Origin of the sequence: Scandinavium sp. (assembly GCF_036271055.1) — a bacterium.
GTDB lineage: Bacteria > Pseudomonadota > Gammaproteobacteria > Enterobacterales > Enterobacteriaceae > Scandinavium.
In genome coordinates, this window is record NZ_DATBBJ010000099.1 from 196,262 (window position 1) to 219,227 (window position 22,966).

Below are 22,966 nucleotides of genomic sequence, written 5' to 3' on the forward strand. Positions count from 1 at the left end.
CTTAGTGGTTCGCTGCCGCGCTATTCTGGCGGTGGCGGCTCACAAAGCCGAGCACGATGCACATCACGAACACCACGGCGTACAGGCCATTCGCGGTGTGCAACGCAGCCAGCGGACCGCTGTGGGCCACAATCGGGCCGGTGACCACGAAGGTCAACATGGTGCCGATGGTGCCGCAGGTCAGCACGAAGTTCACCAGTTTCGGCGAAGCGACTTTGGTCTGCAAAGATCCGAGGGTGATGATCGAGGTATAAATGGCGCTGGAGAAGAAGCCCAGGGTCATAATGAACCACGGCATATGCTCCGGCGACCCGTTGATGAACAGATACATCATCACGGTCGCGAGGCCCGCGAGTGCGGTCAGAATGCGCTGCAAATCGAAGAAGCGCAGAATGAAGCTAAACGCCCACATGCCCAGCATGTAAGACATCCAGAAATCACTCACCAGTTGTCCTGCATCGCCCAGGCTCATGCCCAGACCTTTAGCGTATTCCGGCACCCAGGAAATAAAGCCCAACTGCCCGAGGATATAACAGAGCGCAGCAATAGACAGGAACAGCACGCCGATGCCCCATTTCTCTTTTGCCACTGGCTGCGAGTTTGGCTCGGCTTTTTTGCCCAATACCGGGAAGTCGCAGCCGAAAGTCAGCGCGAAAATCGCAACATACACCAGCCCGATGCACGCATACACCCAATACCACTCGATGCTGCGCGCCAGCAAATAAGCCGCGACCATCGGGAAAATCATCCCTGCCATGCTAAAGAAGGAGTCGGTAAACAGCAGACGTGCGCCGCGTTGACGGCCTTCATACAGGTGAGTGATGAGGAACGTCCCGATGGACATGGTGATGCCACTCACCAGCCCGAGTACAAACATCGAAGCTGAAAATAGGGCGAGGCTATGAGTGGTCATCAGCCCGGCAATGGCAATGAGCATCAGGATGAAACCGAAGCGCAGCTGCGTTTTCAGCGGCACGATTTCCATCAGCCAGGCATTCAGGAAAATGGAGATCAAAATACCGGCGTTGAGGAAGGTGAAGGTGTTACTCATGCTGGAAACTGGCAGATGGAAATAATCTGCGATATTTCCCATCACCATCCCGGTGACGATCACCAACGCGCCGGTAAGGGCGTAGGAGAAGAAGCTGATCCATGTGAGCTTGATGCGATTGCTGTTAGTCATGACTGGCCTGTGAATAGAACGGTAAAACGCATTGACACTGCGTGAGGAGGGCAGATTTTATGCATTATAGTGACCCAGGCAAAGGTTTATTCTGAAAGTTATGAAATTAATCCGAGTGTCATGCGATGACGGTCACGTTGTGTTGATGAGATAATTCAAAATCTCCAGGTTACAATTGTTTCTATTTCGTAAACTTAAGTAAAAGGCTGGTCTGAGAGTCGAGAGCCTTTTAGAATCAAGCGATTCGCAGGCTCTCTCATTCCCGTTTAAGGAATTCACATGCTCAAATCTACTCTGGCTGCCGTGGCGGCTGTATTTGCAATTTCGGCGATCTCTCCGGCTGTTATGGCTGCGAAAGCAGATCCGCACGTGCTGCTGACCACTTCTGCCGGTAACATTGAGCTGGAGCTGAACAGCCAGAAAGCCCCGATTTCCGTTGAGAACTTCGTAAGTTATGTGAACAGTGGTTTCTATAACAACACCACTTTCCATCGCGTGATCCCGGGCTTTATGATTCAGGGCGGTGGCTTCACTGAGCAAATGCAACAGAAGCAGCCGAATCCTCCGATTAAAAACGAAGGCGACAATGGCCTGCGTAATACCCGTGGCACCGTCTCTATGGCGCGTACCGCCGATAAAGACAGCGCAACAAGCCAGTTCTTTATCAACGTTGCAGACAACGCATTCCTCGACCACGGTCAACGTGATTTTGGCTATGCGGTATTTGGTAAAGTTGTGAAAGGCATGGATGTCGTGGATAAAATTTCTCAGGTCGCTTCTCATGACGTGGGTCCATACCAGAATGTGCCAACAAAACCGGTAGTTATCCTCTCTGCGAAAGTCCTGCCGTAATCCTTCCTGACACGGGCCGCCGGGTCCGTGTTGTGCTGGCCTCTCTGCGTAACCTGAAATTGCTGCTTATACTTGTGGCAAAAGGGGAACCGTCAGGGAGGTCCAGATGAAAAAGCTCACCGACAAACAAAAATCCCGCCTCTGGGAGAAAACACGCAATGCTAATTTTCAGGCCAGCCGCCGTTTAGAAGGTGTCGATACGCCATTGGTCACGCTGAGCAGCGCCGAAGCTTTAATCCGTGTTGAAGAACTCAGGAGGCACTATGAGCGATAAAATCGGCGACGATCGCGACCCCTATCTCTACCCTGGCCTGAATGTGATGCGTAATCGTCTGGACATTCACGAAGCCCATCGGCTGGAACAGGCGGCGTATGAGTTGACTTCGTTACGCGCCGCGACGCTGGCTCTCGGCCCTAAGGTTCGCGGGTTGCCGTATCTCTGTGCCATTCACCACGAGTTGTACCAGGATGTTTTCGATTGGGCGGGCAAATACCGTGAGATCGATATTTACCAGGGCGACACGCCATTTTGCCACTTTGCCTGGATTGAGAAAGAGGGCAATGCGCTGATGCGTGATCTTGAAGAAGAGGCCTGGCTGGCTGGATTAGCGCGTGACGAGTTTATCCCTCGCCTGGCACACTACTATTGTGAAATCAACGTGCTGCACCCTTTCCGGTTGGGAAATGGGCTGGCGCAGCGGATTTTCTTTGAACAGTTAGCCATTCACGCCGGGTATGTATTGCACTGGGATGACATCACGCCTGAAAAATGGAGTGCGGCGAATCAGAGTGGGGCGATGGGGGAATTGCAGCCATTGATTACGCTGTTCACTAAAGTGGTGAGCGAAGCGCAGGAAACTGAGTAGAATAGCGCGGTTTGCTGTCACCGGAGCCGCTATGATCCTGCTTATTGATAACTACGATTCGTTTACCTGGAACCTCTACCAGTATTTTTGTGAACTGGGCGCAGAGGTGCTGGTCAGGCGAAACGATGACATCACGCTGGATGACATCGCCCGGCTGTCTCCTGCCAAAATCGTTATTTCACCCGGCCCTTGCACGCCGGATGAGTCTGGCGTTTCGCTCGACGTGATTCGCCATTACGCGGGGAAAACGCCCATTCTTGGCGTCTGCCTTGGGCATCAGGCGATTGCCCAGGTATTTGGCGCAACTATTGTTCGAGCCGCCAAAGTGATGCACGGGAAAACGTCACCAATAACGCATACCGGTAAAGGCGTTTTTACCGGGCTGAATAACCCGCTGACCGTGACCCGCTATCATTCTTTGGTGATTGACCCACCCACTTTACCCGTTGAGTTCGAGATAACCGCGCAAAGTGAAAGCGGTGAAATCATGGGGGTTCGTCACCGTGAGTGGGATCTGGAAGGGGTGCAGTTCCACCCGGAAAGCATCCTCAGCGAGCAGGGCCATCAACTGCTCGAAAACTTTCTGAAACGATAATTCGCCTTGCTATGATGTGATTTATTATGCATATTTCGTGATTATATTTTCATAATCATTGCTGCGTAAGAGGATTGTCATGGCGACTGAACAAGCTGCAATTACCCGTGCCACATTTGATGAAGTAATCCTGCCTATTTATGCTCCCGCTGAGTTTATTCCCGTGAAGGGCAAAGGCAGCCGCGTGTGGGATCAGCAGGGCAAAGAGTATGTTGATTTTGCCGGGGGAATTGCAGTCACTGCGCTGGGGCATTGTCATCCAGCGCTGGTGGAAGCGCTGAAAACGCAGGGCGAAACTCTGTGGCACACCAGCAACGTGTTTACTAACGAACCAGCGTTACGCCTGGGCCGTAAACTGGTCGCCTCAACCTTTGCCGAGCGCGTGGTGTTTATGAACTCCGGCACTGAAGCGAACGAAACCGCATTTAAACTGGCTCGTTACTACGCTTCTACTCGCCACAGCCCGTACAAAACCAATATCATTGCCTTCCACAATGCGTTCCATGGACGTTCGCTGTTCACCGTTTCTGTCGGCGGTCAGCCAAAGTATTCCGACGGCTTTGGGCCAAAACCTGCCGATATTATTCATGTGCCTTTCAACGATCTACATGCGGTAAAAGCGGTGATGGATGACCATACCTGCGCGGTTGTTGTCGAGCCGATCCAGGGTGAGGGCGGTGTGACAGCGGCGACACCGGAGTTCCTCAAAGGATTACGCGAACTGTGCGATGAACACCAGGCGCTGCTGGTGTTTGATGAAGTGCAATGCGGAATGGGTCGTACCGGTTCGCTGTTTGCTTATCAGCATTACGGTGTGACGCCGGATATTCTGACCAGCGCCAAAGCACTTGGCGGCGGTTTCCCGGTGAGCGCTATGTTGACGACCGAAGAGATTGCCAGCGCATTCCACGTCGGGTCACACGGTTCCACCTACGGCGGCAATCCTTTAGCCTGTGCCGTGGCTGGCGCAGCATTCGATATCATCAACACGCCGGGAGTTTTAAACGGTGTGAACGCTAAACGCGAGCTGTTTGTGAAACACCTACAGCAGATTGATGCTGAACTGGACGTGTTTAGTGATGTGCGCGGCATGGGCTTGCTGATTGGTGCGGAACTGAAACCGCAGTACAAAGGCCGCGCGCGTGATTTCCTGCATGCGGCGGCACAAGAAGGTGTGATGGTGCTGAATGCCGGGCCAGACGTCATGCGCTTCGCGCCATCGCTGGTGGTGGAAAATGCTGATATCGACGAAGGGATGACGCGTTTTGCTACGGCGGTGAAGAAGATCGTTGGCTAATTATTTGCCCGGCGGTGTACACGCTTGCCTGACATACAACAGTCAGTTCTACGCCTTACGTTTCAACCAAATCCCATGATGCGGCCGCTGACGCCATGCCACCGACGAAATGGTGTGCATGGTATTTAGATGGCCCAGGATGCGCTGTAAATGTTGTTCCATGGTGCTTAACGGCCCGTGGGACAGCGTTTCCGGCGACTCCATAATATTCGCGTCTCCGCTGCTTCCCGCTTCGTCATACTCCAGCCGCTGCTGGCAGCGCTGCAAGGCGATTTCGCAAGACTGCAAATAACGCTGCGCCAACTCTTCCGTCAGCATATTGTGCTCGCGTGCCAGCGTGGTCATGGCGTTGATGTGCTCGACGATAAACTGGCTATGCGTCACCCACAATTTCATGTCGGCCAGATAATGCGAGTTAAACCCTGGCTCCTGCATCGCCTGATTGAGCGAGTTGAACAGCGCGTTGTGAGCCTGGTTGACCCGCATTCGCTGATAGGCCAGCGTCGGGGCTTGCGGATCGTTGCTGAGGATCAGTCGCAGTGCGTCCTGGTCTGCTTCGAGCGCCTGTTGTGCATTCTTGCGCAGCAATCCGCTTTGCCACTGTGGCCATAGCCAGACCATGCCGCCGAACGCAATCAGGCAACCAATCACCGTATCGAGAAAGCGCACCAGAATAAACTGCTCGCCGTTCAGCGTCAGTAACTGGATGGTGTACACCGCGGTGACGGTAAAACCCACCGTCGCCCAGCCGTAGCTTTTGCGAATAATCAGATAGCTCGCCAGCGTAATGCCCAACATTGATACGAGGGTGTAACCTTCTGGCACATGGAAATGCAGAGCGCCCGCCGCAATCACCAACCCGGCAAGCGTTCCCGCGGCACGGTGGAAAATCCTCACGCGCGTCGCGCCGTAGCCATTTTGCGTAACCAGCAGAACGGTCATCAGGATCCAATAGGGCTTCGGCAGATGCAGCGCTGAGCCCATCAGGCTGGCGATGCTTAACATCACGCTAATCCTCGCGGCGTTACGCAACGCGGGCGATTTTAACGACAGATAACTTTTCAGCGCGGCAAACACCGGCAAGCGACGCTCGTTATCAGCCATCAAATTGCGCGGATAGAGCGGACGCTGCAGCCGCAACACGCGGGCGATACGGCCGAAATGCCAGGCGCAGAACTGACCGACAGGATTGTCAGGGTGCTGGTGGGCGATTTTCTCCAGCGCACCGATCTGTTTATCCATATTGAAACGCTGCGGAAAACGGTGGTAGAGAATGTCATCGGCCATCACTCGCAACCGCGCAGCAATGGTTTGGGCGTTCCAACGGATCACCGCTTCGGCGTGACTGCGTTCAACCAGCTTCTGCACTTCTGCAGGCTGGTGCAGGCTGACGGAGATATGCTCCTGTAGGTCGAGGGCAATCTGGAAGGCGCGCAGCAGGCGTTTGTATTCGTGATTTTTGTTGGCCGCCAGCATATGCATTTGCTGGTAGCAAAGGGTAATCAGATCAACGGCTTTCTGCTGGCGAGTCAGCAGAGGCGGCAGTGCTTTTTCAGGATCGGTGTGCTGAGTGAGCAGGCTGTATTTGGCCTCGCAGTAATCGGCCAATTGGCGATAGAGCAGACTTAGCGATTCGCGCAGCGGCTGTTCGCGCCACATCCAGAACCAAAACCAGTTGAACAGACCGTACCACAGCGTGCCGAGAGCATAGATAAGCAACGGTTGCCAAATTGGCATATTGCCCGCAAGGCTGAGCGTGAAGATGGAGGCAATCAGCGACGCAGGCAGCAAACGCGCATGCAGGTTGCTTATTTCGGCAGTGACGCCAAGCAGCAGCGCCAGCCCGGTCAGAATCAGCGGTAACGGCACGGTGTGCGCCAGCAATAGCTGAACCGTCAGGCTACAGCCCGCAAACAGCGAGCCGCCAATAATCAGGCGTTTGAAGAAACGTTTGTGCGGCGTATCCAGACCCGCAATGTTGCAGCAGGCGGGAACCAGCGAGAACAGTAAACCGTATTTGAGATAGCCCAAAACCAGGCCGACAGCCACGGGTAAACAGAGCACCAGGGTTTGCCGCAGTGCATAGTTAATTTCCGGGTGATAAATCAGCCTGCGCCACATAAGGAAGGAGAGACAAAAACGGCGTTACACAACATCCTTCAGGCTGCCTCTGCGTTGGCTGCCTTCTATCACCCCAGTCACTTACTTGAGTAAGCTCTTGGGGATTCTCTCAGTTGCCGTCTTGATGCAACCTGAATGATGATGTGTATTTTTGACGGAGCAATACGCCGCTTAGCTGGCTTAGCGAGTACCGTAAACCACGATAGTTTTACCGTGGGCGGAGATCAGATTCTGATCTTCCAGCATTTTCAGAATACGGCCAACGGTTTCACGGGAGCAGCCCACGATCTGACCGATTTCCTGACGGGTAATTTTGATCTGCATGCCGTCCGGGTGAGTCATCGCATCAGGCTGTTTCGCCAGGCTCAGCAGCGTTTGCGCGATACGACCCGTCACGTCGAGGAACGCGAGGTTGCCCACTTTTTCAGAGGTCACCTGCAAACGACGAGCCATCTGCGAAGAGAGGCGCATCAGAATATCTGGATTAACCTGAATTAGCTGACGGAATTTTTTGTAGGAGATTTCGGCCACTTCACAAGCGGTTTTCGCCCGAACCCAGGCACTACGCTCCTGACCTTCTTCAAACAGGCCAAGCTCACCGATAAAATCGCCCTGGTTGAGGTAAGAGAGGATCATCTCTTTACCTTCTTCATCCTTGATGAGTACTGCCACAGAGCCTTTCACGATGTAGTACAGCGTTTCTGCTTTTTCACCCTGGTGAATCAGCGTGCTCTTCGATGGGTACTTATGAATGTGGCAATGAGACAAGAACCATTCAAGGGTAGGGTCTGTTTGCGGTTTGCCAAGCACCATGCGCGGTTATCCTCTGTTATAAGCTGTCTCCAGTGGCAGAAACGACACTGCCGCTGGTTTTACAATCGTATCCTTCCCTGTACCTGGGAAGTCGGCTGTCGGGTTTTACTGCAGCCTGTTAGTGTGATGTCCTCTGCATACATGCATTACTTCAATGTATTACTGTGTATGGCATGTGTAATACAGTTGCATCCCGTCTGTTTTAGCATAGCTTTTGCTGCGTGTCTCCTGGTGTCTCGCTTCAGCATGACGCGCGTCTCCTTCCGTTGCGAGAATTGTTATGTGCGCGTAATCTGTGAGGAAAATTGCAACTCTGGAGTTAACAATTATGCAAGCGCGTGTGAAATGGATTGAGGGTTTAACCTTCCTGGGCGAGTCCGCTTCTGGCCACCAAATTCTGATGGACGGCAACTCGGGCGACAAAGCGCCAAGTCCGATGGAAATCGTGTTGATGGCGGCGGGCGGTTGCAGCGCGATTGATGTCGTGTCCATTCTGCAAAAAGGCCGTCATGATGTGACGGATTGCGAAGTGAAGCTGACGTCAGAACGTCGTGAAGAAGCGCCGCGTATGTTTACTCACATCAATTTGCACTTCATCGTCACTGGCAAAGAGCTGAAAGAGGCGGCGGTATCGCGTGCGGTTGATCTGTCTGCAGAGAAATACTGCTCGGTGGCACTGATGCTGGAGAAAGCCGCGAAAATCACCCACTCGTTTGAGGTGGTCGAAGCGTAAAGCTGGTTGCCCGGTGGCGCGAGGCTTACCGGGCCTGAGTGGTTTTGTCGGCCCATGCAGGCGCAGCGCCGCACGATGACGATCAGATAGCCCTGCCTTCCATTAACCGCTCAACCAGCGGCGACATAATCAGTTCCATCGCCAGCCCCATTTTGCCGCCCGGCACGACCAATGTGTTCATATGAGAGATGAACGAGCCTTGCAGCATCGCCAGCAGCCAGGGGAAATCAATGTCGCCCAGATTCTGGAAATGGATAACGACGAAGCTTTCATCGAGTGAAGGAATGCCTTTTGCCGCGAACGGGTTGGAGGTATCGACGGTTGGGACGCGCTGGAAATTAATGTGCGTGCGTGAGAACTGCGGGGTGATGTAGTTGATGTAGTCTTCCATCGATCGCACCACGGAATCCATCACCGCTTCACGGGAATGCCCGCGCTCGCTAGTGTCGCGCGTCAGCTTCTGGATCCATTCGAGGTTCACAATCGGCACTACGCCGACCAGCAAGTCAACGTGTGTCGCAACATCGTGCTGTGGGGTAACCACGCCACCGTGCAAGCCTTCATAAAACAGCACATCGGTCGGTTCTGGCAGCGGTTGCCATGGCGTAAATGTCCCCGGCACCTGATTCCACGGCACGGCTTCATCGTAAGTGTGTAAGTACTTACGTGACTGACCTTTGCCGGTCTGACCGTAGGTCATAAACGTTTGTTCGAGCAGGCCGAAATCGTTGGCATCTGGGCCAAAGTAGCTGATGTGGCGGCCCATATCGCGCGCTTTGCGAATGGCCATATCCATTTCTGGGCGGGTGTAGCGGTGAAAGCTATCGCCTTCTACTTCCGCCGCATTGAGATTAAGTTGAGCAAAGATTTTACGAAATGCGAGGCTGGTGGTGGTGGTTCCCGCGCCGCTAGAACCCGTTACGGCGATCACCGGATGTTTGGCAGACATAGCTAACAACTCCCTGCATAAGCAATGGTTTGAGTATAGTCAGCCGTGGAATTGGTTACGGGGCATGATGTTGACCGTCTCGTGCAGTTCGGACCACACCAGAACAACATCCCCGCTCTTCAATTGTTGTTTTACATCGGCGACTTTATCTTCAAGCGAACGTTCATGTTCACCATAATCGGTGCCTTCGCGCAACACAAAGCTTTCAATCAGACTCTCCAGCGTTTCGGGAGCCAGATCTTGCCAGGGGATGATCATGCGAGTGTTCCTAGCCAACGAGTCAGCCAATTGGGGATGCGTTTTTCCAGCCACATTTCAGGATGGCGCAGTGTGCCGCCGACAAAGCCGACGTGGCCGCCGTGTTCTGTCAGCTGATACTGAATATTCGCGGGCAGCTCTTCCTGCGCGGGAATCGAATGATGATCCATAAACGGGTCATCTTTGGCATGAATAATCAGCGTCGGTTTGGTTATCTGGCTCAACACCGGCATTGCGCTGCACTGGCGATAGTAGTCAATGGCATCGGCAAAGCCGTGGATTTTTGAGGTGATAAGATCGTCAAACTCACGAATACGACGCACGCTTTTCAGCCGCTTTAAATCCACCGGCAGGGTGCCCGGATAGGCTTTCAGTTTGCGTGACGCATTAGCTTTCAGCAGATTCAGAAGATAGCGCTGATAAACGCGAGAGAAGCCTTTATCCATATGGTAACTGCAGGCTTCCAGCATGAACGGCGCAGAAACGATAACAGCGGCGTCGAGCGGCGTGTTGTCGCCTTCTTTCGCCAGCAGGCAGCCGAGCATGTTCCCGCCGAGCGAATAACCGACGGCAGCCGTCGGCACTTCACCAAACTCACGGCGTAGCCAGGAGAGGAACCAGGTGCCGTCTTCGGTTTCAGCGGAATGGTAAATGCGTTGGTTACGATTAGGTTCGCCGCTACAGCCGCGAAAATGCATCACCACCCCAAGCCAGCCTCGCTGTTGCGCCGCGTGGATAAGGCCATGCGCATAGGGGCTGTACAGACTCCCTTCCAGACCGTGAAACACCACCAGCCGGGGCTTGTGCCGGGCCTGATCAGGATCTTCACTCCAGGCCAGATCGACAAAATCCCCATCAGGAAGTTCGAGACGCTGCCAGTGCGGGGTGAACAGCACTTTTCGACGAATGAGGCGCGGCAGCATGGTCTGCAAATGGCAGTTGCGCACGCCTTTCATCGGCACAAACGTGTCGTTATCTTCTGGTGGTACTTCAATGTCTACTGGGGTTACCTGGGCCATTCGCTACGCTGCTATCGTGAAAAACCTGTCTACTATACCGCCATGACGGTTTCGTGTTTATGAAAATGAGCCGTTGTGCTTGTTTGTTGAACTTACTCATTCTTCCTGCAGCATGGTTTCCAGCTGCTCGTGCGCATCCAGCCATGCCATTTCACACTCTTCCAGTCCGGATTTTGCCGTGGCCTGCTGTTGCAGACACTCAGTAAGTTCTGCTTTGCGTGATTGATCGTATAGACCGCTGTCGCCGAGTTTTTCCTCTGCTGCTGTCAGTTTTGCGTTGAGCTTCTCCATCTCTTTTTCCAGACGGGTGATCTCTTTGCGCAATGGTTGTGTCAGCGTGCGCAGTTCGGCTTCACGACGTTTCTGATCTTTACGTGACTGAGCGCTGTTGGCATTGTCTTTTGGTGTGTCATCGGCCTGATTTTCCTGCCGCTGAACATCCGTCAGCCATTGCTGATAATCTTCCAGATCGCCGTCGAAAGGCTCCACTTTTGCGTCGTGAACCAGATACAAATCGTCGGTTGTGGAACGAATCAGGTGACGGTCGTGCGAGACCACAACCAGCGCGCCTTCGAATTCGATCAGCGCTTCGGTCAGCGCCTGACGCATATCGAGATCAAGGTGGTTAGTCGGTTCATCGAGCAGCAACAGGTTAGGGCGCTGCCAGACGATCAACGCCAGCACCAGACGGGCTTTTTCACCGCCGGAGAAACGACGGGTCTCTTCGCTGACTTTATCGCCCTGGAAGCCGAAGCCGCCGAGATAATCGCGCAGCTGTTGTTCCAGTACCTGCGGCGCGAGGCGTGCCAGGTGTTGCAACGGGGATTCGTCTGCGCGTAAAAATTCCAGTTGATGCTGCGCGAAGTAGCCAAGCTTAATGCCTTTCGCCAGCCCAATTTCGCCGCTCTGTGCAGAAAGTTCGCCCGCCAGCAGTTTAATCAGCGTGGACTTACCGGCGCCATTACGGCCCAGCAAACCAATGCGTGAACCGGGAACAAGGTTGAGCTTAATCGAATCGAGAATTGTGCGATCGCCGTAACCCGCGCTCACTTTTTCCATTTTCAACAGCGGATTTGGCAGGCTTTCCGGTTGACGGAAGCTGAAATGGAACGGGTTGTCGACGAGCGCCGGAGCGATCAGTTCCATACGTTCCAGCATTTTCACGCGGCTCTGTGCCTGCTTGGCTTTTGACGCTTTAGCTTTAAAGCGGTCAATAAAGCTCTGCAAATGCGCGACTTTTTCCTGCTGGCTTTCATACATCGACTGCTGCTGAGACAGGCGGGTGGCGCGCTGGATCTCAAACGAGGAGTAGTTGCCAGTGTACTCAAACATCGCCTGTTGCTCGATATGAATAATTTTGCCGACGACCGGATCAAGGAAATCGCGGTCATGGGAAATCAGGATTAACGTGCCCTGATAGCTTTTCAGCCATTTTTCCAGCCAGATAACCGCGTCGAGATCGAGGTGGTTCGTCGGTTCATCGAGCAGAAGCAGATCGGAGCGGCAAATCAGGGCTTGTGCCAGGTTCAGACGCATCCGCCAACCGCCCGAGAAATCGCTGGTCGGGCGCTCAAGCTGTTCGTTACTGAAGCCCAAACCGTGCAGAAGACTGGAAGCGCGGGCACGGATAGTCCACGCGTCGATGGCATCGAGTTTACCGTGCACGGTGGCAATGGCGTGACCATCATCGCGCTCGTTAGCCGCATTGAGTTCGGCTTCGAGCTGGCGGTATTCACGGTCGCCATCAATAACATAGTCGAGAGCGGGCGTAGGGAGCGCAGGCGTTTCCTGATTCACCCATGCTAACTGCCAGTTTCCAGGATAAGTGAAACTGCCGCCATCGGCGCTTATCTCGTTCTTGAGTAGCGACAGCAGCGTGGATTTGCCGCAGCCGTTTTTTCCCACCAGACCGACTTTTTGCCCAGGGTTAATAGTGGCTGTGGCGTTATCCAGCAGGACACGCACGCCGCGACGAATTTGTAACGAGGAGAAAACAATCATAAGGCGCCGTATGTTCAGACTATGTTAAATTGTCATTATGATAATGTAGTGTGGTGAACCCAACGCTACACCGGGCGGCAATGGTAGCCCAAAACAACAACGATAGACAAAAGCATTCAGGTGCATCCAGAAACTCTGGGGGTGCGAACGAGCCTGTTTGTCCATATACCGGGAGGGGAATGATGTCAGAGACAGCAAAAGTTTTGCTGCTGTATGCCCATCCGGAATCTCAGGACTCGGTGGCCAATCGGGTTTTGCTTAAGCCGGCTCAACAGCTTGAAAACGTGACTGTGCATGATCTTTACGCGCACTATCCTGATTTTTTTATCGACATTCCGCGCGAGCAAAAACTGCTCCAGGAACATGACGTCATTGTGTTCCAGCATCCGCTTTATACCTACAGCTGTCCGGCTCTGTTAAAAGAGTGGCTCGATCGCGTGTTAAGTCGTGGTTTTGCCAGCGGCCCTGGAGGGAATCAACTGGCGGGAAAGTACTGGCGTAGCGTGATAACCACCGGAGAGCCGGAAAGTGCTTATCGCCATGACTCCCTGAATCGCTATTCGATGAATGATGTTCTGCGCCCCTTCGAGCTGACGGCAGCGATGTGCCGTATGCACTGGATGAATCCGATTATTGTTTACTGGGCGCGTCGTCAACCGGCGGATGAACTGGCAAGCCATGCCAGAGCTTACGGCGACTGGCTGGCCAATCCAGTCGCACCGGGAGGTCGCTAATGGAAGGATCGGATTTGCTGTTAGCCGGCGTGCTTTTCTTATTTGCGGCGGTGGCGGCTGTGCCGCTGGCCGCGCGTTTGGGCATTGGCCCGGTGCTGGGTTACCTATTGGCGGGCATTGCTATCGGCCCGTGGGGATTAGGTTTCATCAGCGATGTCGATGAAATTCTGCATTTCTCAGAGCTTGGCGTGGTGTTCCTGATGTTCATCATTGGGCTGGAACTGAACCCAGCCAAACTCTGGCAACTACGACGCTCAATCTTTGGTGTCGGTGCGGCACAGGTGTTATTGAGCGCGGCGGTTCTTACCGGGTTGCTGATGCTGACCCAGTTTTCGTGGCAGGCGGCAGTGATCGGCGGTATCGGTCTGGCGATGTCGTCCACGGCGATGGCGCTTCAACTGATGCGCGAGAAAGGCATGAACCGCAATGAAGCGGGGCAGCTCGGCTTTTCGGTACTGTTGTTCCAGGATTTAGCGGTTATTCCCGCGTTGGCGCTGGTGCCGCTGCTTGCAGGAAATGGAGACGATAATCCCGACTGGATTAAAATCGGCCTTAAAGTGTTGGCGTTTGCCGGCGTGTTGATTGGCGGGCGTTATCTGTTACGCCCGGTTTTCCGCTATATCGCCGGGTCCGGTGTCCGGGAAGTGTTTACCGCCGCAACGCTGCTGTTGGTGCTCGGCTCGGCGTTATTTATGGATGCGCTTGGTCTGTCGATGGCGCTCGGAACGTTTATCGCGGGCGTGTTACTGGCAGAAAGCGAATATCGACACGAGCTGGAAATCGCCATCGAGCCTTTCAAAGGACTGCTGTTGGGGCTGTTCTTTATTTCCGTCGGTATGGCACTTAATCTCGGCATCTTATACACCCATCTGCTGCTGGTATTGGCGGGTGTGATTGTGCTGGTGGCAGTGAAATATCTGGTGCTGTATGCACTCGCGCGAATATACGGCCTGCGTAGCTCTGAACGCATGCAGTTTGCCGCCGTACTGAGTCAGGGCGGTGAATTTGCGTTTGTGCTGTTTTCGACGGCTTCGTCGCAGCGGTTGTTCCATCACGACCAGATGGCGCTGTTGCTGGTGACGGTAACGCTGTCGATGATGACCACGCCTTTGCTGATAAAAGTGGTCGATAAAATCTTGTCGCGTCGCATTAACGGCCCGGAAGACGAAGATGAAACGCCGTGGGTTGAAGATGATAAGCCGCAGGTGATTGTGGTGGGCTTTGGGCGTTTCGGTCAGGTGATTGGTCGCCTGCTGATGGCTAACAAAATGCGCATTACCGTCCTGGAACGCGATATTAGTGCGGTTAATCTGATGCGCAAGTACGGCTATAAAGTCTATTACGGTGATGCCACACAGATTGAGCTGTTACGCTCGGCAGGTGCGGAAGAGGCCGAATCCATTATCATCACCTGTAATGCACCGGAAGACACCATGAAGCTGGTGGAGATTTGCCAGCAACATTTCCCACATTTGCACATTCTGGCCCGTGCTCGCGGGCGTGTGGAAGCCCATGAGCTTTTGCAGGCTGGTGTGAAGCAGTTCTCACGTGAAACGTTTTCCAGTGCGCTTGAACTGGGGCGAAAAGCACTCATTACACTTGGAATGCACCCCCATCAGGCCCATCGCGCGCAATTACACTTCCGTCGCCTGGATATGCGAATGCTGCGCGAACTGATGCCGGTGCACAGTGATACGCAGCAAATCTCCCGTGTACGGGAAGCCCGGCGCGAGCTTGAAGAGATTTTCCAACGCGAAATGCAGCAGGAACGACGCCAGTTGGATGGCTGGGATGAATTTGAATAAGAAGGTGAACAATGGCAATCCGTAAACGTTTTATCGCTGGCGCTAAATGTCCGGCGTGCCAGGCACAGGATTCACTGGCTATGTGGCGTGAGAATAATGTCGATATCGTGGAATGTGTTAAGTGCGGCCACCAGATGCGCGAGGCCGACAAAGAAGCACGCGAGCATGTGCGCAAAGATGAGCAAGTTATCGGTATTTTTCATCCGGAGTAGCGATCCTGGCTGTCTTTTTTTAAGCTAAGGGGTACACGGATGCAGAATTCCGCTACAATCTGCGCCACTATTCTTCCCATGCTCAGGAGATATCATGAAAGTAGCAAAAGACCTGGTGGTTAGCCTGGCCTATCAGGTACGTACAGAAGACGGTGTATTGGTTGATGAGTCTCCAGTAAGCGCGCCGCTCGACTACCTGCATGGTCACGGTTCCCTGATCTCTGGCCTGGAAACAGCGCTGGAAGGTCACGAAGCTGGCGATAAGTTTGACGTTGAAGTCGGCGCAAACGACGCTTACGGCCAGTACGATGAAAATCTGGTACAGCGCGTACCGAAAGACGTCTTCATGGGCGTTGAAGAGCTGCAGGTTGGCATGCGTTTCCTGGCTGAAACTGACCAGGGTCCGGTTCCGGTTGAAATCACCGAAGTTGAAGACGACCACGTTGTTGTCGACGGCAACCACATGCTGGCAGGTCAAAACCTGAAGTTCCACGTTGAAGTCATCGCGCTGCGTGAAGCAACCGAAGAAGAACTGGCTCATGGCCACGTTCACGGTGCTCACGACCATCACCATGATCACGACCATGACGGTTGCTGCGGTGGTCACGGCCACGATCACGGCGATCACGGCGATCACGAACACGGTAAAGGTGGTTGTGGTAACGGCGGTTGCGGTTGTCACTAATCATCCACCCAGGGTGATAATAAAAAAGCGTGCCTGGCACGCTTTTTTTTCATCTCAATAATGCGGTGGCGGCGTTTCTTCTTCCGGGGACGCCATGTGCGAAGGTTGGCTGGATTTCAGTTTTTCGACCATCAGGCGCATGTTGTCACGCATTTTCGCCATTTCTATTTCGTGGGCCGTCACCGTCCGGTTGAGGTCCTCAATGGTGATCTCCTGAAACGCCAGTCGGCTTTCCAGCTCTGCCAGACGCGCTTCTAATGTTATCTCGCTCATGATTCACCTCTTATGTCATTGCGCGCCGGATTCTACTGGACTTTACTCAGTCGCGCAGCCTTATATAGAGACGGACGAAACTTATTTACACAAAAATAGTCTGAAAAGATTCGGGATTACAGAGCGTTCGTATGTAGATTTGTTCAACAACGTTTTATAGTACGCTACTCAATGACTAAACCCTGGGGTGAGATGCCCCGGCCCTGGAGAAATGGATGAAATCACTGTTTAAAGTAACGCTTCTGGCGACAACGATGGCCGTTGCCCTGAATGCACCGCTGACCTTTGCTGCAGATGCTGCAGCAGCGAAAGCAGCCCCAGCACCGGCAGCAGACGCTGCTAAAGCTGCGCCTGCTACCCTCAACGCGGCATTCAAAAACGACGACCAGCAATCAGCTTATGCACTGGGTGCATCGCTGGGTCGTTACATGGAAAATTCCCTGAAAGAACAGGAAAAACTGGGCATCAAACTGGATAAAACTCAGCTGATCGCAGGTGTCCAGGACGCGTTTGCAGATAAGAGCAAACTGTCCGATCAGGAAATCGAGCAGACTCTGCAGACTTTTGAGACTCGCGTAAAAACCGCTGCTCAGCAGAAAATGGAAAAAGACGCGACCGATAACGAAGCGAAAGGCAAAGCCTTCCGTGACACCTTCGCTAAAGAGAAAGGCGTGAAAACCTCCTCTACTGGCCTGATGTACAAGGTTGAGAAAGAAGGTACCGGTGACGCCGCGAAAGACAGCGACACCGTTGTTGTTAACTACAAAGGTACGCTTATCGACGGTAAAGAGTTCGACAACTCTTACACCCGTGGCGAGCCACTGTCATTCCGTCTGGATGGTGTTATCCCTGGCTGGACTGAAGGCCTGAAGAACATTAAGAAAGGCGGTAAAATCAAGCTGGTCATCCCACCGGCTCTGGCTTATGGCAAAACAGGCGTTCCGGGTATTCCGGCTAACTCCACACTGGTGTTCGACGTTGAGTTGCTGGACATCAAACCAGCACCGAAAGCGGACGCAGCACCCGCTGCCGCGGCAGACGACAGCGCTGCTGCTGATACCAGCAAAAAATAAGCGTTTAAAAGCCGCCGTCCGAAAGGGCGGCGGTTTTTTATTGGGCGCAATATAATTAACGCTGGAAAGCATTTAGGGAGCGTATTACCTTAGATGCCTCAATTTTGATGATGATATGAGCCTGCCCTGACAACCTAACGACAGGCTCCTGAAAAGGAGTGCTTTTTTACATGTCCAGGTCGCTTTTAACCAATGAAACCAGTGAACTTGATTTGCTGGATCAACGTCCGTTTGACCAGACTGATTTCGACATTCTGAAATCTTACGAAGCGGTTGTGGACGGGTTAGCGATGCTCATTGGCTCCCATTGCGAAATCGTGCTGCACTCTTTGCAGGATCTCAAATGTTCCGCCATCCGTATTGCCAACGGTGAACACACTGGCCGTAAAATCGGCTCACCGATCACAGACTTAGCGCTGCGTATGCTCCATGACATGACTGGCGCAGACAGCAGTGTGTCCAAATGCTATTTCACACGCGCCAAAAGCGGTGTGTTGATGAAGTCCGTTACCATCGCTATCCGAAACCGTGACCAGCGAGTGATTGGACTGCTCTGCATCAACATGAACCTTGATGTGCCGTTCTCGCAAATTATGAGCACCTTTATTCCACCGGAAACCCCGGAAGTGAATTCTCAGGTGAACTTTGCTTCTTCTGTTGAAGACCTGGTGATGCAAACACTCGAATTCACCATCGAAGAGGTCAACGCCGATCGCAACGTTTCTAACAACGCCAAAAATCGCCAGATCGTGCTTAACCTTTACGAAAAAGGGATTTTCGATATTAAAGACGCAATCAATCAGGTTGCAGATCGTCTGAACATCTCCAAACATACTGTGTATCTCTACATTCGCCAGTTCAAAAGTGGTGATTTTCAGGGGCAGGAGAAGTAATGCGTTTTGCCCTCATGGTGACAGGACCGGCTTACGGTACTCAGCAATCCAGCAGCGCGTGGCAGTTTGCCAATGCCGTGTTAGCTGAAGGGCATGAGCTTTCGAGCGTGTTCTTTTATCGGGAAGGGGTTTATAACGCCAATCAGTTGACGGCGCCTGCGAACGACGAGTTTGATTTGGTGCGTGCCTGGCAATCCCTTCATGAATCGAACGGAGTATCGCTACACATCTGTGTGGCGGCGGCTTTACGTCGCGGCGTGACCGATGAAAACGAAGCGCAACAACTTGGCCTCTCAGTTTTTAACTTGCAACCCGGATTCACACTCAGTGGATTGGGCGCTCTCGCGGAAGCGTCGCTGACTTGTGACCGGATGGTGCAGTTCTGATGAAGCGTATTGCCTATGTCTTTATGACCGCGCCTCATGGCAGTAGCGCTGGCAGGGAAGGGCTGGATGCACTGTTGGCCACTTCGGCGTTAACCGAGGATATTGGTGTCTTCTTTGTCGGCGATGGCGTATTTCAGTTGATGAGTGAGCAGCAGCCTGCAAAAATTATGGCGCGTGATTACATACCCACGTTCAAACTGATGGCGCTGTACGATATAGAAAACTGTTGGCTGTGTGGTGCTTCATTGCGCGAACGCGGGCTGAGTGAGTCAACTTCTTTTGTTATCGAGCCTGAAATTCTTGAGCCAGACGCACTTCGTCGGCAACTCGACAACTTTGATGTGATTTTGCGATTCTGAGGTAACGATGCTGCATACTCTTAGCCATTCTCCCTGGCATCACGACATCAGCGCTCAGCTTCGATTAGTTAAAGAGGGTGATGATCTGTTATTGCTGTCAGATGGCGTGATTGCTGCGCTGGAAGGTAGCCGCATCCTTGATATCCTCCTTGCCGCCCCCATATCAGTCTACGCGCTGAATGAAGACATTGAGGCTCGTGGTCTCACTGGTCAAATTTCGAGCGGTGTCGTCAGGGTTAGCTATACTGACTTCGTCAGACTCACGATTAAACATGCCGGGCAACTCACCTGGTAGCAGAGATCGTTGTATATTTCTTGACACCTTTTCAGCGTGGCCCTAAAATTTCGCGTCCTCATATTGCATGAGGCGATTTATTACGTGTTTACGAAGCAAAAGCTAAAACCAGGAGCTATTTAATGGCAACAGTTAACCAGCTGGTTCGCAAACCACGCACTCGCAAGGTTGCTAAAAGCAACGTGCCAGCGCTGGAAGCCTGCCCGCAGAAACGTGGCGTATGTACCCGTGTATATACCACCACTCCTAAAAAACCGAACTCCGCACTGCGTAAAGTTTGTCGTGTGCGTCTGACCAACGGTTTTGAAGTCACCTCCTACATCGGCGGTGAAGGTCACAACCTGCAGGAACACTCCGTGATCCTGATCCGTGGCGGTCGTGTTAAAGACCTTCCGGGTGTTCGTTACCACACTGTTCGTGGTGCACTTGACTGCTCCGGCGTTAAAGACCGTAAGCAATCTCGTTCCAAGTATGGCGTGAAGCGTCCTAAGGCTTAATGGATTCCGTTAAGTAAGGCCAAACGTTTTAAATTAATGTCAAAACAAACTCTTTGAGTTTTGGACAATCCTGAATTAACAACGGAGTATTCCCATGCCACGTCGTCGCGTCATTGGTCAGCGTAAAATTCTGCCGGATCCTAAGTTCGGATCAGAGCTGCTGGCTAAATTTGTAAATATCCTGATGGTAGATGGTAAAAAATCTACTGCTGAAGCAATCGTATACAGCGCGCTGGAGACCCTGGCTCAGCGTTCTGGTAAAAACTCACTGGAAGCTTTCGAAGTCGCTCTCGACAACGTGCGCCCGACTGTAGAAGTTAAGTCTCGCCGCGTTGGTGGTTCTACTTATCAGGTTCCAGTTGAAGTTCGTCCGGTCCGTCGTAATGCTCTGGCAATGCGTTGGATCGTTGAAGCTGCTCGTAAACGCGGTGATAAATCCATGGCTCTGCGCCTGGCGAACGAACTTTCTGATGCTGCAGACAACAAAGGTACTGCAGTTAAGAAACGTGAAGACGTTCACCGTATGGCTGAAGCCAACAAGGCGTTCGCTCACTACCGTTGGTAATCCCTTCGGAGTGTTAGTCACCAGTCGGGCGCTTCATGTAAGCCGCCCGTACTGGGTTACTTAATGAACGTCTAAAGAAATAAACGAGGAATCAAATGGCTCGTACAACACCCATCGCACGCTACCGTAACATTGGTATCAGTGCGCACATCGACGCCGGTAAAACCACGACTACCGAACGTATCCTGTTCTACACCGGTGTAAACCATAAAATCGGTGAAGTTCACGACGGCGCCGCAACCATGGACTGGATGGAGCAGGAGCAGGAGCGTGGTATTACCATTACCTCCGCAGCGACTACCGCATTCTGGTCTGGTATGGCGAAGCAGTATGAACCGCATCGCGTAAACATCATCGACACCCCGGGCCACGTTGACTTCACCATCGAAGTTGAACGTTCCATGCGTGTTCTTGACGGTGCGGTAATGGTTTACTGCGCAGTTGGTGGTGTTCAGCCGCAGTCTGAAACCGTATGGCGTCAGGCGAACAAATACAAAGTTCCACGCATCGCGTTCGTTAACAAAATGGACCGTATGGGTGCTAACTTCCTGAAAGTTGTTGGTCAGATCAAATCCCGTCTGGGCGCGACTCCGGTTCCGCTGCAGCTGGCAATTGGTGCTGAAGAAGGTTTCACCGGTGTTGTTGACCTGGTGAAAATGAAAGCCATCAACTGGAACGAAGAAGACGCAGGTGTAACCTTCACCTACGAAGATATCCCAGCAGATATGCAGGCACTGGCTGACGAATGGCACCAGAACCTGATCGAATCCGCTGCGGAAGCTTCTGAAGATCTGATGGAAAAATACCTGGGTGGCGAAGAGCTGACCGAGGAAGAAGTCAAGACTGCTCTGCGTCAGCGCGTTCTGAACAACGAAATCATCCTGGTAACCTGTGGTTCTGCATTTAAGAACAAAGGTGTTCAGGCGATGCTGGATGCGGTAATTGATTACCTGCCATCCCCAGTCGACGTACCAGCGATCAACGGTATGCTGGACGACGGTAAAGATACTCCGGCTGAGCGTCACGCAACTGATGACGAGCCGTTCTCTGCACTGGCGTTCAAAATCGCGACCGACCCATTCGTGGGTAACCTGACGTTCTTCCGCGTGTACTCTGGCGTGGTTAACTCTGGTGACACTGTTTATAACCCAGTGAAATCGGCTCGTGAGCGTTTTGGTCGTATCGTTCAGATGCACGCTAACAAACGTGAAGAGATCAAAGAAGTTCGCGCGGGCGACATTGCAGCAGCAATCGGCCTGAAAGATGTGACCACAGGTGACACCATCTGTGATCCAGACCACGTGATCATTCTTGAGCGTATGGAATTCCCTGAACCGGTAATCTCCATCGCAGTAGAACCGAAAACCAAAGCTGACCAGGAAAAAATGGGTCTGGCTCTGGGTCGTCTGGCTAAAGAAGATCCATCATTCCGCGTATGGACTGATGAAGAGTCTAACCAGACTATTATCGCAGGTATGGGTGAACTGCACCTCGACATCATCGTTGACCGTATGAAGCGTGAATTCAACGTTGAAGCGAACGTCGGTAAACCTCAGGTTGCTTACCGCGAAGCGATTCGTGCGAAAGTTACCGATGTTGAAGGTAAACACGCCAAGCAGTCTGGTGGTCGTGGTCAGTACGGTCATGTTGTTATCGACATGTACCCACTGGAGCCGGGCTCAAATCCGAAAGGTTACGAGTTCATCAACGACATCAAAGGTGGTGTAATTCCTGGCGAATACATCCCGGCCGTTGATAAAGGCATCCAGGAGCAGCTGAAAGCTGGTCCTCTGGCGGGTTACCCGGTTGTTGATCTCGGCGTGCGCTTGCACTTCGGTTCATACCATGACGTTGACTCCTCTGAGCTGGCGTTTAAACTGGCCGCTTCTATCGCCTTCAAAGATGGCTTTAAGAAAGCGAAACCAGTTCTGCTTGAGCCTATCATGAAGGTTGAAGTAGAGACTCCGGAAGAGAACACCGGTGATGTTATCGGTGACCTTAGCCGTCGTCGTGGTCAGCTGAAAGGTCAGGAATCCAACGCTACTGGCGTTCAGATTCACGCTGAAGTTCCGCTGTCTGAAATGTTCGGATATGCAACTCAGCTGCGTTCTCTGACGAAAGGTCGTGCTTCTTACTCTATGGAGTTCCTGAAGTATGACGACGCGCCGAACAACGTTGCTCAGGCCGTTATCGAAGCTCGTGGCAAATAAGCCGCAAGGTTAAAACTAATGTCCCGTGCTCTCTCCTTGAGGGGAGAGCACTATAGTAAGGAATATAGCCGTGTCTAAAGAAAAATTTGAACGTACAAAACCGCACGTCAACGTTGGTACTATCGGCCACGTCGACCATGGTAAAACTACCCTGACTGCTGCAATCACCTCCGTACTGGCTAAAACCTACGGCGGTTCTGCTCGCGCATTCGACCAGATCGATAACGCACCAGAAGAAAAAGCTCGTGGTATCACCATCAACACTTCCCACGTTGAATATGACACCCCGACT

General features: G+C 52.7%; 27 protein-coding genes. 19 read left to right on the forward strand and 8 right to left on the reverse strand.

The genetic code is table 11. From position 1 onward, the window contains the following. Window position 1: 1 nt before the first annotated feature. A complete protein-coding gene (gene tsgA, locus VH187_RS20920; RefSeq protein ID WP_329703359.1) occupies window positions 2-1,183 on the reverse strand; it encodes an MFS transporter TsgA in 1,182 nt (393 codons plus the stop codon). Between the two features lie 279 nt (window positions 1,184-1,462). Between tsgA and ppiA the strand changes: the two genes are divergently transcribed. The 5 genes from ppiA (at window position 1,463) to argD (ending at window position 4,793) form a co-directional block, all read left to right on the forward strand. After that, window positions 1,463-2,035 (forward strand): peptidylprolyl isomerase A, encoded by a 573-nt coding sequence (ppiA, locus tag VH187_RS20925; protein ID WP_329703360.1) that lies wholly within the window; start codon window positions 1,463-1,465, stop codon window positions 2,033-2,035. A 106-nt stretch (window positions 2,036-2,141) separates the two neighbouring features. Then, on the forward strand, window positions 2,142-2,309 hold the full coding sequence (locus tag VH187_RS20930) for a YhfG family protein (protein ID WP_329703361.1): 168 nt from the start codon (window positions 2,142-2,144) through the stop codon (window positions 2,307-2,309). Beyond that, the gene (locus VH187_RS20935) at window positions 2,299-2,901 is read left to right on the forward strand and encodes a putative adenosine monophosphate-protein transferase Fic (RefSeq protein WP_329703362.1); all 603 of its coding nucleotides are present in this window, start codon (window positions 2,299-2,301) and stop codon (window positions 2,899-2,901) included. Before VH187_RS20930 ends, VH187_RS20935 begins: the two co-directional genes overlap by 11 nt. Before the next feature lie 31 nt (window positions 2,902-2,932). Next, window positions 2,933-3,496 carry an aminodeoxychorismate synthase component 2 gene (pabA, locus tag VH187_RS20940; protein WP_329703363.1) on the forward strand — a complete coding sequence of 188 codons (564 nt, stop codon included), beginning with the start codon at window positions 2,933-2,935 and terminating at the stop codon, window positions 3,494-3,496. Between the two features lie 79 nt (window positions 3,497-3,575). Continuing rightward, the gene (argD, locus tag VH187_RS20945; protein ID WP_329703364.1) at window positions 3,576-4,793 is read left to right on the forward strand and encodes a bifunctional acetylornithine/succinyldiaminopimelate transaminase; all 1,218 of its coding nucleotides are present in this window, start codon (window positions 3,576-3,578) and stop codon (window positions 4,791-4,793) included. Window positions 4,794-4,841: 48 nt separating this feature from the next. On the opposite strand, the gene VH187_RS20950 is transcribed toward argD, so the two are convergent. Then, a complete protein-coding gene (locus VH187_RS20950) occupies window positions 4,842-6,914 on the reverse strand; it encodes a YccS/YhfK family putative transporter (protein ID WP_329703365.1) in 2,073 nt (690 codons plus the stop codon). A 180-nt stretch (window positions 6,915-7,094) separates the two neighbouring features. Beyond that, a complete protein-coding gene (crp, locus tag VH187_RS20955) occupies window positions 7,095-7,727 on the reverse strand; it encodes a cAMP-activated global transcriptional regulator CRP (protein ID WP_202305510.1) in 633 nt (210 codons plus the stop codon). Between the two features lie 328 nt (window positions 7,728-8,055). Between crp and VH187_RS20960 the strand changes: the two genes are divergently transcribed. Further along, window positions 8,056-8,460: an OsmC family protein gene (locus tag VH187_RS20960; RefSeq protein WP_329703366.1), complete on the forward strand. Its 405-nt coding sequence runs from the start codon at window positions 8,056-8,058 to the stop codon at window positions 8,458-8,460. An 82-nt stretch (window positions 8,461-8,542) separates the two neighbouring features. Here the strand turns inward: VH187_RS20960 and VH187_RS20965 are convergent, their stop codons facing one another. The 4 genes from VH187_RS20965 to VH187_RS20980 form a co-directional block, all read right to left on the reverse strand. Beyond that, on the reverse strand, window positions 8,543-9,409 hold the full coding sequence (locus tag VH187_RS20965; RefSeq protein WP_329703367.1) for a phosphoribulokinase: 867 nt from the start codon (window positions 9,407-9,409) through the stop codon (window positions 8,543-8,545). A 39-nt stretch (window positions 9,410-9,448) separates the two neighbouring features. Then, complete coding sequence (locus VH187_RS20970) at window positions 9,449-9,667, reverse strand: YheU family protein (RefSeq protein WP_329703368.1); 219 nt, start codon at window positions 9,665-9,667, stop codon at window positions 9,449-9,451. Further along, window positions 9,664-10,686 (reverse strand): hydrolase, encoded by a 1,023-nt coding sequence (locus VH187_RS20975; protein WP_329703369.1) that lies wholly within the window; start codon window positions 10,684-10,686, stop codon window positions 9,664-9,666. The genes VH187_RS20970 and VH187_RS20975 overlap by 4 nt, the downstream gene beginning before the upstream one ends. A gap of 96 nt (window positions 10,687-10,782) precedes the next feature. Beyond that, entirely contained in the window at window positions 10,783-12,687 is a 1,905-nt protein-coding gene (locus VH187_RS20980) for an ABC transporter ATP-binding protein (RefSeq protein ID WP_329703370.1), read from the reverse strand. Between the two features lie 182 nt (window positions 12,688-12,869). On the opposite strand from VH187_RS20980, the gene kefG reads away from it, so the two are divergent. The 4 genes from kefG to slyD all read left to right on the forward strand — a co-directional run bounded on the left by kefG (window position 12,870) and on the right by slyD (window position 16,123). Then, on the forward strand, window positions 12,870-13,421 hold the full coding sequence (gene kefG / locus VH187_RS20985; protein ID WP_329703390.1) for a glutathione-regulated potassium-efflux system ancillary protein KefG: 552 nt from the start codon (window positions 12,870-12,872) through the stop codon (window positions 13,419-13,421). Next, window positions 13,421-15,226 carry a glutathione-regulated potassium-efflux system protein KefB gene (gene kefB / locus VH187_RS20990; protein WP_329703371.1) on the forward strand — a complete coding sequence of 602 codons (1,806 nt, stop codon included), beginning with the start codon at window positions 13,421-13,423 and terminating at the stop codon, window positions 15,224-15,226. Before kefG ends, kefB begins: the two co-directional genes overlap by 1 nt. An 11-nt stretch (window positions 15,227-15,237) precedes the next feature. Next, window positions 15,238-15,438 carry a YheV family putative zinc ribbon protein gene (locus VH187_RS20995; protein ID WP_329703372.1) on the forward strand — a complete coding sequence of 67 codons (201 nt, stop codon included), beginning with the start codon at window positions 15,238-15,240 and terminating at the stop codon, window positions 15,436-15,438. A gap of 94 nt (window positions 15,439-15,532) precedes the next feature. After that, window positions 15,533-16,123: a peptidylprolyl isomerase gene (gene slyD, locus VH187_RS21000; RefSeq protein WP_329703373.1), complete on the forward strand. Its 591-nt coding sequence runs from the start codon at window positions 15,533-15,535 to the stop codon at window positions 16,121-16,123. Window positions 16,124-16,177: 54 nt separating this feature from the next. Here the strand turns inward: slyD and VH187_RS21005 are convergent, their stop codons facing one another. Continuing rightward, window positions 16,178-16,396 (reverse strand): protein SlyX, encoded by a 219-nt coding sequence (locus tag VH187_RS21005; protein ID WP_329703374.1) that lies wholly within the window; start codon window positions 16,394-16,396, stop codon window positions 16,178-16,180. A gap of 215 nt (window positions 16,397-16,611) precedes the next feature. Between VH187_RS21005 and fkpA the strand changes: the two genes are divergently transcribed. From fkpA to VH187_RS21050, 9 genes are all read left to right on the forward strand, one after another. Further along, the gene (gene fkpA, locus VH187_RS21010) at window positions 16,612-17,469 is read left to right on the forward strand and encodes an FKBP-type peptidyl-prolyl cis-trans isomerase (protein ID WP_329703375.1); all 858 of its coding nucleotides are present in this window, start codon (window positions 16,612-16,614) and stop codon (window positions 17,467-17,469) included. 170 nt (window positions 17,470-17,639) lie between these two features. Next, window positions 17,640-18,362: a helix-turn-helix transcriptional regulator gene (locus tag VH187_RS21015; RefSeq protein WP_329703376.1), complete on the forward strand. Its 723-nt coding sequence runs from the start codon at window positions 17,640-17,642 to the stop codon at window positions 18,360-18,362. Continuing rightward, entirely contained in the window at window positions 18,362-18,748 is a 387-nt protein-coding gene (gene tusD / locus VH187_RS21020) for a sulfurtransferase complex subunit TusD (protein ID WP_329703377.1), read from the forward strand. The genes VH187_RS21015 and tusD overlap by 1 nt, the downstream gene beginning before the upstream one ends. Beyond that, complete coding sequence (tusC, locus tag VH187_RS21025) at window positions 18,748-19,107, forward strand: sulfurtransferase complex subunit TusC (protein ID WP_329703378.1); 360 nt, start codon at window positions 18,748-18,750, stop codon at window positions 19,105-19,107. Before tusD ends, tusC begins: the two co-directional genes overlap by 1 nt. Window positions 19,108-19,114: 7 nt before the next feature. Next, a complete protein-coding gene (gene tusB, locus VH187_RS21030) occupies window positions 19,115-19,402 on the forward strand; it encodes a sulfurtransferase complex subunit TusB (protein WP_329703379.1) in 288 nt (95 codons plus the stop codon). A 122-nt stretch (window positions 19,403-19,524) separates the two neighbouring features. After that, window positions 19,525-19,899, forward strand: coding sequence for a 30S ribosomal protein S12 (gene rpsL, locus VH187_RS21035; RefSeq protein WP_297196705.1), 375 nt, complete (start codon window positions 19,525-19,527; stop codon window positions 19,897-19,899). A gap of 94 nt (window positions 19,900-19,993) precedes the next feature. Further along, complete coding sequence (gene rpsG, locus VH187_RS21040) at window positions 19,994-20,464, forward strand: 30S ribosomal protein S7 (protein ID WP_271266510.1); 471 nt, start codon at window positions 19,994-19,996, stop codon at window positions 20,462-20,464. A 95-nt stretch (window positions 20,465-20,559) separates the two neighbouring features. Continuing rightward, on the forward strand, window positions 20,560-22,674 hold the full coding sequence (gene fusA / locus VH187_RS21045) for an elongation factor G (RefSeq protein WP_329703380.1): 2,115 nt from the start codon (window positions 20,560-20,562) through the stop codon (window positions 22,672-22,674). Window positions 22,675-22,744: 70 nt separating this feature from the next. Further along, a partial coding sequence (locus VH187_RS21050; protein ID WP_329703381.1) for a GTP-binding protein occupies window positions 22,745-22,966 on the forward strand: 222 nt, incomplete at its 3' end.